The organism is Flagellimonas sp. ABD4_174 (assembly GCF_056160185.1).
The window spans coordinates 2330541-2346466 of the sequence record NZ_JBSWWP010000001.1; the positions used below are offsets into that span (position 1 = coordinate 2330541).

The 15926-nt window shown below is 38.9% G+C and carries 12 protein-coding genes; 2 read left to right on the forward strand and 10 right to left on the reverse strand.

Annotated features, from left to right (window positions below; translation table 11 throughout):
• Positions 1-32 precede the first annotated feature (32 nt).
• The gene (locus ACXAFK_RS10360; RefSeq protein WP_224837207.1) at positions 33-392 is read right to left on the reverse strand and encodes a DUF4870 domain-containing protein; all 360 of its coding nucleotides are present in this window, start codon (positions 390-392) and stop codon (positions 33-35) included.
• An 87-nt stretch (positions 393-479) separates the two neighbouring features.
• Here ACXAFK_RS10360 and mnmE point away from each other — a divergent pair, with 87 nt between their 5' ends.
• Entirely contained in the window at positions 480-1850 is a 1371-nt protein-coding gene (mnmE, locus tag ACXAFK_RS10365) for a tRNA uridine-5-carboxymethylaminomethyl(34) synthesis GTPase MnmE (RefSeq protein WP_474957694.1), read from the forward strand.
• 46 nt (positions 1851-1896) lie between these two features.
• On the opposite strand, the gene ACXAFK_RS10370 is transcribed toward mnmE, so the two are convergent.
• From ACXAFK_RS10370 to ACXAFK_RS10390, 5 genes are all read right to left on the reverse strand, one after another.
• Positions 1897-4449: a M1 family metallopeptidase gene (locus ACXAFK_RS10370; protein WP_474957695.1), complete on the reverse strand. Its 2553-nt coding sequence runs from the start codon at positions 4447-4449 to the stop codon at positions 1897-1899.
• Between the two features lie 81 nt (positions 4450-4530).
• Complete coding sequence (locus ACXAFK_RS10375; RefSeq protein WP_474957696.1) at positions 4531-5295, reverse strand: hypothetical protein; 765 nt, start codon at positions 5293-5295, stop codon at positions 4531-4533.
• A 68-nt stretch (positions 5296-5363) separates the two neighbouring features.
• Positions 5364-6095: a DUF3108 domain-containing protein gene (locus ACXAFK_RS10380; RefSeq protein WP_474957697.1), complete on the reverse strand. Its 732-nt coding sequence runs from the start codon at positions 6093-6095 to the stop codon at positions 5364-5366.
• 512 nt (positions 6096-6607) lie between these two features.
• Positions 6608-7300, reverse strand: a complete 693-nt coding sequence (locus ACXAFK_RS10385; RefSeq protein ID WP_313777773.1) for a response regulator transcription factor — start codon at positions 7298-7300, stop codon at positions 6608-6610.
• Position 7301: 1 nt separating this feature from the next.
• Positions 7302-8576 (reverse strand): sensor histidine kinase, encoded by a 1275-nt coding sequence (locus ACXAFK_RS10390; protein ID WP_474957698.1) that lies wholly within the window; start codon positions 8574-8576, stop codon positions 7302-7304.
• 273 nt (positions 8577-8849) lie between these two features.
• Here ACXAFK_RS10390 and ACXAFK_RS10395 point away from each other — a divergent pair, with 273 nt between their 5' ends.
• Positions 8850-9593, forward strand: a complete 744-nt coding sequence (locus ACXAFK_RS10395; protein ID WP_474957699.1) for a tyrosine-protein phosphatase — start codon at positions 8850-8852, stop codon at positions 9591-9593.
• Here ACXAFK_RS10395 and ACXAFK_RS10400 read toward each other — a convergent pair whose 3' ends face one another.
• From ACXAFK_RS10400 to ACXAFK_RS10415, 4 genes are read right to left on the reverse strand one after another with little or no spacing between them, the layout of a single operon-like run.
• Positions 9594-11954 (reverse strand): GumC family protein, encoded by a 2361-nt coding sequence (locus ACXAFK_RS10400; RefSeq protein ID WP_474957700.1) that lies wholly within the window; start codon positions 11952-11954, stop codon positions 9594-9596.
• Positions 11955-11999: 45 nt separating this feature from the next.
• Positions 12000-12764: a polysaccharide biosynthesis/export family protein gene (locus ACXAFK_RS10405; protein WP_375334279.1), complete on the reverse strand. Its 765-nt coding sequence runs from the start codon at positions 12762-12764 to the stop codon at positions 12000-12002.
• A gap of 13 nt (positions 12765-12777) precedes the next feature.
• Positions 12778-14724: a polysaccharide biosynthesis protein gene (locus ACXAFK_RS10410; RefSeq protein WP_474957701.1), complete on the reverse strand. Its 1947-nt coding sequence runs from the start codon at positions 14722-14724 to the stop codon at positions 12778-12780.
• A complete protein-coding gene (locus ACXAFK_RS10415) occupies positions 14721-15854 on the reverse strand; it encodes a DegT/DnrJ/EryC1/StrS family aminotransferase (RefSeq protein ID WP_474957702.1) in 1134 nt (377 codons plus the stop codon). Before ACXAFK_RS10415 ends, ACXAFK_RS10410 begins: the two co-directional genes overlap by 4 nt.
• Positions 15855-15926: the final 72 nt, after the last annotated feature.

The following is a 15926-nucleotide window of genomic DNA, read 5'->3' on the forward strand; positions in this document are numbered from 1 at the left end:
GCTGGGACAACTTTGTTCCAGCTTTTTTGTTTTTAAATAAACCTGATGGTCATAAAATGAGAAGGGGATTCGCCATTTGCGGCCTTTACCGCATTTACAATAGGTAAAATAAATCCTATAATAGCAACACCGATCAAACCTAATATGCCCAATCCCAAAAGTAGGATGGCAGGAATACTGATTATAATATATAGGATAAGACTTATCTGAAAGTTGATAATGGCCTTTCCATGTTCGTTCATCCCCTCTACCCTATCCTTGGAGGATAACCAAATGATCAAGGGAACGATCAAGCTGCCAAATCCTATGGCATAGCCCAATAATTGTGTCAAATGTGTTACGGCCAACAAGGTATTGTCCGTTCTAACTGCTTTGTGATTTATTACTTCCATTTTTTGATTGATTTTGATGATTCAACTTATTAGTATACAAATCCATAAAAATGTTACAAACAGCAGCTTATTTGTACTTTTGTGCCCATGTCGTATTCAGATAACATCGTAGCCTTGGCAACCCCATCGGGAACAGGGGCCATTGCCGTAATCCGAGTTTCGGGTCCACAGGCCATCAGTATAGTAGATCAATTGTTCAAATCCATCAAAGGTAAAGAACTGGTCCAGCAAAAAAGTCATACCATACATTTGGGGAACATTGTAGACGGTGCCAAAATTTTGGATGAAGCCTTGGTGTACATTTTTAAAGGACCACATTCCTACACAGGCGAAAATGTAGTGGAAATTTCCTGTCATGGCTCGCCTTTTATTCAACAACAGATCATACAATTGCTTTTAAGAAATGGGTGTCGTACAGCATCTGCCGGAGAATTTACATTGAGAGCATTTTTAAACGGCAAAATGGATTTGAGTCAGGCCGAAGCTGTGGCGGACTTAATAGCAAGCGATAGTGAAGCAGCCCACGATATAGCCATGCAGCAAATGCGCGGAGGGTTTAGCAACGAAATCCAAGAATTGCGACAAGAACTTCTTAATTTTGCATCGTTAATTGAGCTTGAACTCGACTTTTCGCAAGAAGATGTGGAATTTGCCGACAGAACCCAGTTCAACGAACTGCTTACCAAAATCAGTAACGTCCTTAAAAAATTAATTGATTCCTTCGCCTTGGGCAATGTGATAAAACATGGAATTCCAGTGGCCATTGTAGGGCAACCCAATGTCGGGAAATCAACTTTGCTCAATGTTTTATTGAACGAGGAAAGAGCCATCGTAAGTGAAATCGCGGGTACCACACGAGATACGGTCGAGGATCATATAAGCATAAAAGGTATCGGTTTTAGGTTTATTGATACCGCTGGAATCCGTGAAACCGAAGATGTTGTTGAAAAAATCGGTATCGAACGAACTTTCGACAAGATTGAAAAAGCTCGGCTCATTGTGTATCTGTTCGATGGAATGAATTTTAACATAAAAGAGCTAGAAAGTATACAAGAAAGATACCCTAACAAGCAATTATTGCCCATTTGCAATAAAATGGACCTTTTGAACGAGGAACAAAAAAATAAGGTTCAAAAAGAAATCCCCAAAGTCCTATTTCTTTCAGCAAAGTTTAAAACGGGTATTTCTGAATTGGAGAACAAACTATTATCATTAGTTGATTCGGGTGCTTTGAGCGGCGACAGTACCATCGTTACCAATAGCAGACATTACGACGCTCTTTTAAAAGCCCTGGAAGAAATTCAAAAAGTAAAAGAAGGTTTGGACATGGAACTTTCCAGCGATTTGATGGCCATAGATATTCGACAAGCTTTGTATCATTTGGGCGAGATTACGGGAAGCGTGACTACGGACGACCTTTTGGGCAATATTTTTTCCAATTTTTGTATTGGGAAGTAACGCTTTTAACCAAGCATGAGTTAATCCATTACCTAAAAAAAAACAACTACAAACGGTTAAATCGATAGAGGTTATCTGTGGCCTGTAACAACTTGCCCTTTAAGAAAGGTTCCAAATCCGGATGGTTCCGTAAATAAGATTCCACATGCTGCACGGCCTCCTTGGATTGATATTGCCCTACCGTTGCCACAAGCCAGCGTTTAGGAAAAAAGATATCTCCCGTTTGTTGAATTTCCTGTAAAAGCTCCAAGGCCAAAGGTACTTGTTCAATTGCCGTTTTTTGGCGCAAAGGATGATGGATATATCTGCAAGCTGTGGTTATCCAAGATTCCTTTTCGCGGTTTTTGGCGTCTTTAAAGGACTCAAAAAAGGCATCCCTCACAGCAACATCGGAAGATAGGGCAGGCCTTAAAAACTCGAAACGCTCAATTTTGTCCGGATTATTCAATTGGGCTTTGGCCGTTTCCAAAATTTTTTCGGACAGCCTGTGCTCATACAATGCCAGGGACATGGCCATCTCGGAAAAATCATCCTGGTTAAGCATTAGATCAGGAATTTGGACAGTCTTGTTCCACACACCGTATAACTTTTCCTTCGCCTTTTCTGAATACGCTATTCCTTGCCAAAAATCAAAAATGTTCTTTTTAAGATTGGGATTTACATCGGTTTGAAGCAATTTCACCCAAAGTCGATTTTCGATCAAATTATTGTGTTCCGCACGTTGTTGATCATTCAAAAAACTCCAGTATAAGTTTTTTGCCAATCCAGTGAGCATTCCATGGACAAACTCGTTTTCCTCGTTTAAAACACCTGCTATCAAAAGAGCAAAGGTTTGTTCGGCGGATAAATTTCCGGTCAATGTATTCTCGTAGGTATTTAAGTAGGCATAGGCTCGAGCTACCTCCTCTTCCAGATTGGGAATTATGTCCAGATCTGATGTGTTAACCGGAAAAACTCCATACCCAAAAGCATTGGAATTATATATAATGGCGTTGGGCTTGGACAGACCAATTGCTAAATCCACAGAAGTGTTTTTCTTGGAAATGGACACTGGAATGGTTCGTGTACTATCCGGATATACCAAGGATACCTCGAAACTTTGCGGCCATAATCTATCGCTACCATCCTCGGCATTTTGCGTGATGACAAACCTGGCTATTTTTCCATCAACATATTCAATTTTATCCGTAATTACGGGCCTACCGGATTGATTCACCCAAACATTGCTCCACTGTTTTAGATCTTGAACCGTTTTTTTATCCAAAATATCAACCAAATCGTTCCAAGTTGCATTACCATAGGCATGAGTAGAAATATACTCCCGAACACCATCTCTAAATGCCTTTTCGCCAATGGTGGCTTCCAACTGGCGCATCATTATGGGCGCTTTGTTGTAAATGATAGATCCATACAGACTGCCCGCATTTTTTAGATTGGCCAAATCCTGCCGGATGGGGTTGGTTCCATTTGTTCTATCTTCCCCATAAGCGTTTCGGTAATGGGAGATTAGAAATTGTAAATTATGGTTGATTTCTGGAAAGGCTGGATTTATGATCTTATCTGCCATAAAATTGGCGAAGACCTCTTTCATCCATACATCGTTGAACCAGTCCATGGTCACCAGATCCCCAAACCACATATGTGATGCCTCGTGGGCAATTAATTTGGCACTTCCCATTCTGCGCCGTTCGGTGGAGCTTTCATCCAAAAAAATGGCGGATTGCCTGTATTGTATGGCACCTACATGCTCCATACCTCCATATTGAAAGCCAGGTATGGCTGCAAAATCCAACTTTTGGAAAGGAAAATCGTATTGGGTATAGTCCTTAAGAAAATCTATAGAACGCTGGTGTAGATCAAAAATTCGAGGTATACTGAATTCAATTTTGGAGGAATCTGTTTCTCGGTACAACAGGGTCATATCGAACGCTCCTGGATTTTCGGTGACCGATTCAAATTTTCCGGCCACCAACGAAAACAGGTAGGTACTCATGGGGTCGCTCTCCACAAAAGAAAGATAGTGCTTGTCCCCTACCTCTTTTTTTTCTTTCGATGAAGAAGCGGATAAGACGCTCCACTGCTTTGGTACGACAACATTCAACATGTAGCGTGCCTTGATGTTCGGTTGATCAAAACATGGGAACAATGTACTTGCCCTATCTGGCACTAAAAGGGTGTACAAATAGTCTTGATTTCGGTTTAGCGACATTTCACCGGCATTGAACTCGATATCTATGGTATTTGGTCCTTTTTTAAGGTTTTCCGAAATGATTATATGCTGCTTTTGATGGTTTATGGTTTGGTTTTGCCCATTCACCTTTATGTTTTTTAGCAACGTACTATCTGCATTAAAATCCAGGTAAAGCGGATGTGAAAGATCATGGATGGATAAATCCAGCTTCATTTTGGAAGGTATGGGTTTTTGCCGCTCTTCGGGAATATCGAAGGTAAGCGCATATATTACGTTGGAAACCTGCTCTTTGCGATATTCCGCCATTTTAAGGGGAATTCCGTTTTGTAGTAAATCGGTTCTGGGTTTAGGATTGCATGCAATCACAAATATCGCAGCAAAAAGGGAGAACATAATATGGTTTTTCATAAGGCCGGATTGATATAGATTTGTAAAAGGTACTATTTTTCACCATCCAAATCAATCCAAATACGCAAGTAAGCCCATAAATTAATCTCGGACCACGTAGTTGATTTTATCCACCCCCGTGTTCCCCGTTTTGGAGTTGTATGCATAGACCGTGATCTGATAGTAGCCGGATTCCTTGACAGCCAGATTACCTTCAAAAATATTCTGTCCTGGATTGTCCAACAGTACATTGGTATATGCTTCGCCATCCTTTTGCACAACGGCCCTGACTTCCATAAGATTGGAGTCCCAGAGTCCATCTTTTTGAATGGGGCAACCGCACATCATCACAATATTTGCTTTAATATTGATGCCCGATGTTATCACTGTTTCCAATGGAATATATTGATGTGTATTGGGCTCCAATATGTCGATTATAAAGCCGGGTATTTCCAATACTATCCCATCGCCCAAAATATCTTTTCCCGGTATAAGCCATATTTGAGTACTAGCGTGTATTTGAGCATTTCTTTTGTTAATAGGAGATATTACTTCTATTTGAACAAAAGTTGGTTCATCAATATCCACAACCGCTAAAAAACCAGCTGTATCATTATCGGACAGTTGGGTGTAACGTTCATGGGGACTTCTCATAATAAGGTCTGTATTTCCAGTGCTACCGGTGGTTTCCCCTTCTGCCAAGATATGCCCGTTTAAAGTGTTTCTAACGATAATATGTGCCCCTCCGATGGAACTACCAATAAACTTGGCATCTTTTGCCTTTGCCCTAACCATAAGTTTGGTGTCCGTGGCAAATGCATTAATACAAATTGAAAACAGGGCTAGAAGAAGGATTGAATTTTTCATTGAGTCTATTTTTCAACCTTAAAGTTACTGCTTTTAGCGTGTTTACTAAATGGGGAAGCGGTTTTAATTTACGGGGTTTCTCTTTCCATGATCATTTTCCTACCATTCATATCGATGATATGTTTCAAGAGCTTTCTGGAGCTTTTGCTTATATAATAGGTGTTCAGGACTCGGTTATCACTGATATCATCGGTCACATCTACTTTCCATACATCCAAGGTACTTCCCTTATACTTCATTTTATGGGAAGTTACTTGGTTGATGGATGCGGACAATTCCCCGATTTTAGCCTTCGGATTGTAATCAAAGATGGAAATTGCAGCGCTAAAACCATCTTCATAGGGAAGACATCGAATCAATTGTGGGTAACTACTGCTATCAAAAATTGATGCCGGTAAACTTTCATTGATAATTGTTTTTTCCTCACTCTTCTTATCAAAATAATAACCTGTCAACTGATTTCCATATTTCAGTACCATATCCCTATTTTGATTGTATGAGGAATGATAAATGGGCGCAAAATCCTGTTTTTTAACGATAGTGGTATCCACCCAAGGAGTCGTGGCATTTGGAATTCTCACATTGACCACAAAGTTAACTTCATCATCTTTTACTATGATTTCGGTATCGACTTTCCCCAACGCACGCATTATGGAATCCTGGACCATATACCAGTTCAAGGTGTATGCTTCATCTGTAAAGGCATTTTTTTCTATGTTATTACTTTTTGGAGTAAGGATTTGTTGTCCATAAGTAGTTGTAGCCAAGACACCGAAAATTGTTACAATAATGTTTTTCATATATATAAATTGAGATTCTTATGTGCTTCCCCATGGGAAAACATTTGGAATAACAGTCGTATGATCTACAAGATCGTTACAATTAAAAGGTATTCCCTCTGTTATAAAAGTAATTCAGCATTGTAAAAGTTCCGGAAAATTTTAAATTTCGAATCCCCCACAACGGCAAGATTTAACGAAGTCTAACACATTCAAACCTACGCTATGAACCAGACGAAACAGATTTGAGCTTTTTCAATTCAATATCCGCAGCTTCTATAAGATTCTTGAAGAAATCGGTTTCCACTTTGGGACAGGATTGTCTTAATTGATATTGTGAGCTTTCAATAAGTCTTTGACAATAAGATATTTGCTCTTGCAATGGGCATTTACGAATGGTATTCGCATATAAACTATCAAGTTGGGACAACGTTGGCTTGGGGGCACGTTTTTTTAGAAACTTCAGCATACAATCAACAAAATGGCATTCTAGTTTAAAATAGCCGCCTCAAATATTAAGCCAAAATATGTGATTACACTTCCGATTCGCGCAACATAAATCCTCTTCGACTAACATTTACGATGCTCAATCTGGGATCTTTACCCAAATGTTTGCGCAAATGCGAAACGAAGACGTTCAGGCTTTTTTTGTTGAAATAATCATTTTTGTCCCATACAGTGGTGAGTATCTCCTTATGGGTGCAAAGTTGGTTCTTGTTCTTTGCCAAAAGCGCCAATAGATCAAACTCTTTGGCCGTTAACTTTATGGATTCCCCTTTATAATTCAGTTCAAAATTATCCATGTTCAGCAAATAATCCCCGATTATATATTGAGAAACATGGGGTTCTTCCACTTTATCGGCCACCAATCGGGCAAGGAGTGCATTGATCCTTACCACCAATTCCTCTTCGTCTATCGGTTTTTTAAGATAGTCAACTGCGCCGAGAGAGAATCCTTTTAATACATCTATTTTTAACGATTTTGCCGTTAAAAAAATAAACGGAAGTTCGGGGTTTATGCTCTTTATTTTCTGCGAGAGTTCAAAACCGTCCATATCTGGCAACATAACGTCCAAGATGGCAAGATCAAAAACGTTGGTCTTTGTTTTTTGAACTCCTTCTTCTGCATTTTTTGCCCAACTTACGGCAAAGCCCTTCATTCCCAAATATTCCGACAATAAATATCCCAGGGCATTATCGTCCTCCACCAAAAGTAGTTTGTACATTCTATCCATTGTTCATTAATTTAAGGGATAGGGTAAAGTTGGTGCCTTTGCCCAATTCGCTTTGTACGGATACCTTTCCCCTGTGCATTTTTATAATTTTTTGAACATAATATAACCCAAGACCATATCCTTTTACCTTGTGCACGTTACCGTTTTTTACCCTATAATATTTGCTAAAGATTTTTTTGATGTCTTCCTGTGAAATTCCAACTCCGTTATCGGAAATATTGATCAGCAATCTCCCCTTTTGTTTGTATGCGTTTAGTTTTATAATGGGGTGATCGGAGTATTTACGTGCATTCTCCAAGAGGTTACCGATTACATTTTCCAAATGGAACTTTTCTGCATTTATTAAATAAGATCCCTTTTCCAATGTGTAGCTAAAATCAATCCCCTCGTGCTTGGCAAGTAAGGCGAAACTCTGACAAATCCGCTCCAATTCGGGCCTAAAATCCACTTCCTGATACTGCATCAATGGGTTTCCGGATTCCATACTGGCGAGTTCCAAAACCTTATCGATATGTTTTTTAAGTCTATCCGATTCTGTTCGGATAAGGTCCACAACCTCTTTTTTCTCATCTGGAACATCCTCTTTCAAAATTTTTGTGGCCAAGCCAATGGAAAACACAGGGGTTTTGAGCTCGTGTGTCAGGTTATTTATAAAATCGTTCGTGTTGGTAATAATGCTTCGTTGCAAGTAAAACGACCGCAACACCCAAATAACAACGAAAATTATCATCAATAAAAACAACAGTCCTGGCAGGATCAGTCCCCTGATCTGTCCCAGAAAATAGTTGTTTAAATCTTCAAAACCGATTTCCAAGATTACTTCCTTTTGTAAGAGCTTGGGCAAATAGCCTTCGATCTTCATAGGATACGTCAAGTTTTCCTTTTTAGAAAGATGTGGCCTTGCAGAACTTAAATAGGTGATAGAATCCCTGGAATAAAGGGTATAGGTAAATGGGGCGTCTATGCCCGATACTTTTAATTGATATGCGATATAATCGTTTAGATAGTATTGGGAAGCTTTTTCTAGACTGTCCAAACTTATATGTACTTGGGAGGTGTCCTTTTGTATGGCATTCCCCAAAGTATAGGTAAGTGCATTTACCGTGGACAATTCACTATTTATGTTCTCCCGTGCTTTATCTATTTTATCGGAAAACTGAGCTTTGGCCAATCCCAAACCTACTCTTAAATACTGGTATTGGACCACCAAAAGACCTATAACGGCAATTACAAAAATTAGGAGATAAAGGTTTCTTTTGGTCAGCATAATGCGAAGTAAACAAAAAATCGGGAGCTATTTACATGTTGGTTAACCTGATTAATCTTTCGTTAACCTTTTTGACCTTTTGTTAATCGATAAGCCCTTGGATGTTGCTTATCTTAGCCTTTAAGTTTAGTTTAGAAATTTAATGTAGCGAATCTATACATCCGGTCCTATGGGCCGGATTTCTATTTTTGGACCAACCGATTCCCTATTATTGCTTACAGTCTTATGGATTGAGGGTACAGAACCATTATCTTTGCAGTCCAAATTTTATGCATGATAAGTTTTTTTGAGAAGAAAATTTATTTGGCCGATTATTTACACGGTCTAGTGGACATTCACAATCATATAATTCCAGGTTTGGACGATGGTGCCAAAACTGTGGATGAATCCATTGCATTGATCAATGGCTTCGCAGATATGGGAGTTACCTATTTTAGGTGTACGCCCCATATTATGCACAACCATTACGATAACACGCCGGAAACAATAAAAAATGCCCATAAAGCGCTATTGGCCGGATTGGAGAAAAACGGCTTATCGGATATTACTTTGCACTGTGCGGCCGAACATATGATCGACGATAATTTTGAGAATATTTTGGAAGACAAACAGATAATGCCCTTAAACAAGGAATATTTGTTGATCGAAATGTCCTATCTACAACCTTCTTTCAATTTTGATCTTGCGGTGAACAAGATTGCCCAGCACAAGTACTTTCCCATTTTGGCGCACCCGGAACGCTATATGTACTACCATGGTAAATATGGCAAATATCCGTCCATGAAATCGAATGGGATCCTATTCCAGCTCAACCTACTTTCGTTAAGTGCCGCTTCCTATGGCTCCGATGTACAAAAAATTGCGGAGAAATTGTTAAAAGACGACCTTATCGACTTTGTGGGAACCGATGTCCATAATGCGAGGCAATTGAATCTTCTCAGAGAAATCCGACTGTCCAAAAAAGTGTTGAACAAAGTATTGCCCGTTATCGAAAATACAATTCAATCCTTTTACTGATTAGGAGAATTTCCACCATTTTTTAACGGTTTTGCCGTAGCCGTAACCATACTTTCCACCGTAACCAAGATTGGATTCCTTAACTCCATTGACTATAAAGGACAAGTTTTTTACCTTTCCTTCATCCAATAATTTAATTGGATACTCAAGAACTTTTCTTTCGGTTACGCCAGATTTTGTTACATACAAGATTTGATCGGCATATTCCCCTATCAACAAAGTATCCGTTACGGCCAACATGGGTGCAGAATCCACTATTACATAATCATATTTCTCGCGGATTTCTTCAAAAAACTCTCCTAGGCGATTACTCATAAGTAGTTCTGCTGGATTTGGTGGGATCTTACCAGAAAAAACAATGTCGATATGGTTATCGCCTACCTGAATGGTAGAAATCACTTCATCTACTTTTAAGTCATCATTATAAAGGTACTCTGTCAATCCGACCAAATCCGTTCTCTTTTTTTGATTTCCGTTTTCATCAAGGTCCAGATAAAAGTTGTGCAATTTTGGATTACGTATATCGGCTCCGACCAAGAGCACATTCTTTTTGGTACTGGCAAGAACCATCGTCAAATTGGACGATAAAAAAGTTTTTCCTTCACCGGATACACTCGAAGTTATTAAGGTAACACTCCCTTTTTTGGATTTTATATTCTGTCTCAACAAATAATCTAAATTGGTCCTCAGAATTCTTAAGGACTCACCAAGAACGGATCGATCAAACCCTGACACCAATTTCTTGTCCTTTCTGCCAATCTTCGGCAGTTCGGCCAATACAGGTACTTTGTTGGATATTAACTTTTCCAGTTCTACCTTGTTATGAATCTTATTGTCCAGCAAATCCCTTGCGTAAATAATCGAAAATGGTACTAGAAGACCTAAAATGAAAGCTGCTAGGTAGATTGCATTGGTCTTTGGCGATACAGGTCGGTTGGAACCGTATGCTGAATCCACAATTTTGGATTTTGGTGATGCAGAGGCAAATGTTATCTGGGATTCCTCCCTTTTTTGCAAAAGATATAAGTATAAGGACTCTGTTGTCTGTTGTTTTCTGCTAATGTCCCTTAAAGCACGTTCGTTGCCGGGTGCTGCATAAATTCTTGAATTTATCTGTGATAATTGTTTGCTCAAACTATTTACCTGTAAGTTTAGATTGTTGGTAACATTGTTCAAACTGGATTTCATTCCGGTCTTGAGAGCTTCCAATTGTTGATCTAACTTAACCACTACCGGGTTTTTTTCATTGGAACTTTCCAATAATCTATTCCTGCGCACTACCAACTCGTTATACCGCATCGCCGTGGAGGAAATACTTTGATCTGCCAAGCCTACTTCCGGAATAATTTCGTATCCCTGTTGCCCATCGATCAAATCTCTCATGGTACTTGCGATGTTCAGTTGAATATTGACGTTTTGTAATTCTTGCTCCCCTGCGGCGCTCATATCAAAGTTTACACTGGATTGCGAACCTAAATCGGCTATACCTCTACTGGTTTTGTAGTTTTCCGCAGTTTCATCTACACTGGAAAGATTGGAATATATTTCGGTGATACGGTCATTTATAAATTTGGATGTCCTGTCGGCAATTTCTTTTTTGTCCCGTACCGCATTGGAATTATTTATATTGATCAATGAGTTAATAATATCGATCGCCCTGCGCTCAATTGGATCGTTGAGCGTTAGGTTAATGATATTGGAAAACTTGGTGTCATTTGCCCGGACACTCGTCTTTTTCCTATAGTAATCGGCAACTGCATTTACTGGACTTACCGTTACCCTTATATTCCTATTTTTAAAACTTCCAAGATTGGCATTAGGAGTAATTATAATATCACCGATTTCAGTTTTTACCTTTTCCCCAAAAGCCACCTTTTTTTCTGGATTATCCTCCTTTTCCCTAAATCCGAACGAGGTGTCCGAATAGACCTTAACAAAGAACATCGCCTTGGAATTGCTTATGATGGAATCGTTGGCCAAAAAATTTATTGAAAATGGCTTTGATTTTGATTCGTACAGCTCTGCATCTTTTATGTTTCCTTGCAAGAAAAAACGAATATTAAGATCTAGGTTTTTTACGATACGAATAAAATTTTCCCTAGCATTTATCAATTCGATTTCATCTTCCATTTTGGTTTTACCCGAGGAAAACAAATTCAAATCTTCCAGGACACTTAATTCAGAACCGCCATTGGATTCTTCCAGTATTTGAATTTTAGCTGTTGCGCTATACTCCGGAATGGCATATCGCAAATAAAGGATGGCCAAAGCAACCGAAACGAAAACACTTATCACAAACCATTTCCAGTGTCTTGTATAAGATTGTACTATACCTTTTAAATCCAGATCAGAGTTGTTCATGCCTTTGGGAAATGTTTATAATATTTAAAGTGAATATCCAAGCTCTTAATTCCTTGTCAATAAAATAACGGCGGAGGTAATCAAGGTGGAGGCTATGGAAATGGCAATGGTTGCCCTTTGATCCAAACTGGATTGAGTTTTTCCGGATTTATTGGGTTCCACATATACCACATCGTTTTGTGTAAGATAATATACCGGGGACTTGAGTGCATCTTTTCGATTAAGGTTGATTCTGTTGTACACCTTGGTACCATCGAAATCCCTTATTACCATAACGTTGTCCCTTCTACCTTTTATATTGATGTCGCCCGCATACCCCAACGCTTCCATTATTGTGATTTGCTCGCCATTTATAGGATAAGTTCCAGGTCTATTTACCGATCCTAGTACGGTTACCGTAAAATTCCTAATTCTAATATTAATAATGGGGTCCTTCAAATAATCTTTTAATTTTTCCCTTAAAAGATCCCTTGTTTCACTAGGTGATAGTCCTTCTATCTTGATTTTTCCAATTACGGGAAAGTCAATCTCACCGTTCTTATCGACTAAGTAGTTCACTTGTTCAGGACGAATCCCCCCCTCTTCTGCTCCCCTAAAAAGGTTAAAAGGAGCACTGGCCTCGGGATCTAATGTAGAAACATTGATACTTACCAGATCATCCACTTTAAATTTTGTAGTGAATGTATTGTCATCAACCAAAGTTTCAAATTGGCTGGCATCTTCAAAGTAGACTACATCTTTGGCTGGTGTACAGGAGAATACTAGGCATGTAATTATAACATAACATACCCATTGGATTTTTTGGCGCATGGAAATATACATTTTAGTTGTTGAGTTGAGGATGTTCAATTGTTGGAGATTCTTTAATTTCGGTAATGGAATTCTTTTTGTCCAATTTACAAAAATCGGAATTGTTGGAAATGTATTCCGGAACAATATTCTTCATAAGTTGAACAACATTCTCTTTAAAGAACAAATTAGAAATACACAGTTCATCGATCATACTACGAACTTTGGTATAATCAATTTCGCGGACCTTGCTGATCATTATTTTATCATGATACGTTGGCAAAGTGTTCTCGCCATTGGCCAAAAGTTCCTCGTATAACTTTTCACCAGGTCTTAATCCTGTTATTTTGATATCGATATCATCTGGATAATGCAATCCGGAAAGTCTGATCATATTTTTGGCCAGGTCCAATATCTTAACCGATTCTCCCATATCAAAAATAAAGATTTCACCACCTTTCCCCATGGCACCTGCTTCCAAAACCAATTGGGATGCCTCTGGAATGGTCATAAAGTATCTTGTAATGTCCTTATGCGTTACCGTTAGTGGTCCGCCTTTTTCGATTTGCTTTCTAAATAAAGGAATTACCGATCCGTTTGAACCGAGTACATTCCCGAATCGAGTTGTTATGAACTTGGTCTTACCCTCTTGTTGTCTGCAACTAATGTACATTTCGGCTATTCGTTTGGTAGCCCCCATAATATTTGTAGGGTTCACAGCCTTGTCCGTAGAGACGAAGACAAATTTTTCAACTTCGTATTCGGCTGCAAGATCAACTATTGTCTTGGTTCCGGCCACGTTGATCTTAACGGCTTCATATGGGTTCTGCTCCATCAAAGGAACATGCTTATATGCGGCAGCATGAAATATTCTGTTAGGTTGGTACTGTTCGAACAATACTCGCATTTTATTCTTGTCCCTGATATCGCTAACAATAGGGATAAAATTAAAAAAACCGGCCTGTTTCAATTCTTGCTGTAAATCGTAAAGCGCTGATTCTGCCTGATCAATAACAATCAATGATCGATAGTTGTATTTGCAGATCTGACGGACCAATTCACTACCAATGGATCCTGCTCCACCGGTAACCATGATTACCTTATCATCAAAATCCCTCTCGATTTTACTGTTTTTTATTTCGATGGGAGGTCTGTCCAAGAGATCTTCGATCTGGACTCTTTTTATCTGGGATACTTTTAACTCACCGTTGATCCAATCTTCTACTGGAGGAACGATCTTAACCTTTACCGGTAGGTCCACAATCTCATTGACCAATGTCCTTAATTGTTTCGGGTTAATGGTCTGAATGGAAAAAATTACCTCGGAAATATTATGGAATTTAACAAACTCTTCTGTAAGGATAGATTTGTCGTATACTTTTACCCCATTAATTTGTTTTCCTACTTTTTGAAGGTTGTTATCGACAAAGCCGATAACCTTTGCACCCATTTTTGAGTGGTTGGTCAGTGTATTGTAGGTAATTATACCAGACTCACCCGCTCCATAAATTATTATGTTCTTGGACGGGTTTTGTCCACTGTTCATCAAACTTTCAAAAGCGATCTTAAAAACATATCTCGATGCAGAAAGTGCAATAAAGGTCAACAAGCTATTAATGATAATTATTGAGAGTGGAATCGTAAATCCATCTACCCACTCCATATATCTATTGACCAATACTACTGCGATTGCTCCAATACTGGCCAAACATACTGCATTAAAAATGGCATAGACATCCTTGATTCCCGTATGCCTTACAACACCTTTATAACTGCCCGAAAACAAGAATGCTACCAAAAACAACAAAACAATGATCGGCAGTTGGGTCCATAGTCGTTGTACATCGAAATTAAAACTCAGGTTAAATCGAATAAAGTATGCCAATATAAATGAAACTGAAACAATACCAAGGTCAATTAAAAGTACTGTCCATTTAGAAGCATATCGCTTACCTGTTTTAAAGAAAAATTCTTTTATCATTTGAACAGGTTTTTAATGATTCCACAAATTCTTTCCATGTCTTCAACTTCCAGGCTTGACCCACTTGGCAAACACAAACCCCTGTTAAAAAGGTCTTCACTCACACCATTTACAAACGATATACATTTTTCAAATACCGGTTGCAGGTGCATGGGCTTCCATAAAGGTCGTGATTCTATGTTCTCATTTTCAAGTGCAATCCTTATCTTTTCCCTCATTTCAAAAGAAGGGGTCAGGATACAGGACAACCATCTGTTGGAATAAGACCCATCTGGTTCATTGACAAATTCAATTTCCGGCAACCCTGATAAATTTTCCTTGTAAAACTCAAAATTTTGGCGTCTTGCCTTTACTCTTTTTTCAAGAACTTCCATTTGTCCGCGACCAATGCCGGCCAGGACGTTGCTCATTCTATAATTATATCCAATATGTGAATGTTGATAATGTGGTGCATTATCTCTAGCTTGAGTCGCCAAAAAAATTGCTTTCTCTTTTATTTTTAAATCTTTACAAAGTAGAGCTCCACCACCAGAAGTGGTAATGATCTTATTTCCATTAAAAGATAAAATACCAATTTCACCAAGACTGCCACAATTAAAACCTCTGTAAGAACTACCTAAAGCCTCTGCACTATCCTCTATTACTGGAATTTCATATTTTCTTGCTATGGCATGGACCTCATCTACCTTGTAGGGCATTCCATATAAATGTACAGCGACAATGGCTTTTGGTTTTTTTCCTTTGTCCATTCTATCTTTAATGGCATCTTCCAAAAGAATTGGCGATATGTTCCAAGTTTCTTGTTCACTATCCACAAATATGGGCGATGCTCCCAAATAGGTAATGGGGTTTGCCGATGCCGCAAAAGTGAAGCTCTGACAAATTACTTCATCCCCTTGACCAACTCCGAGAATCTCCAAGCCCAAATGTATGGCACCCGTACCAGAACTCAGGCAAGCTGCATGAACATCATTTCTCACAAAGTCCTCTATGGATTTTTCAAATTGCTGGACATTCGGTCCCAAAGGGGCGATCCAGTTAGTATCAAATGCTTCCTTTACATAGGTTTCCTCATTTCCACCCATGTGAGGTGGCGATAACCAAATTTTCTTCAATACTGCGGTTTTCATTTCGGTTTTGGGTTGATATAAGTAGGATGAGAACTTTATTTCTCAATAGTAAAAGTAAGTGGAAAATTATGC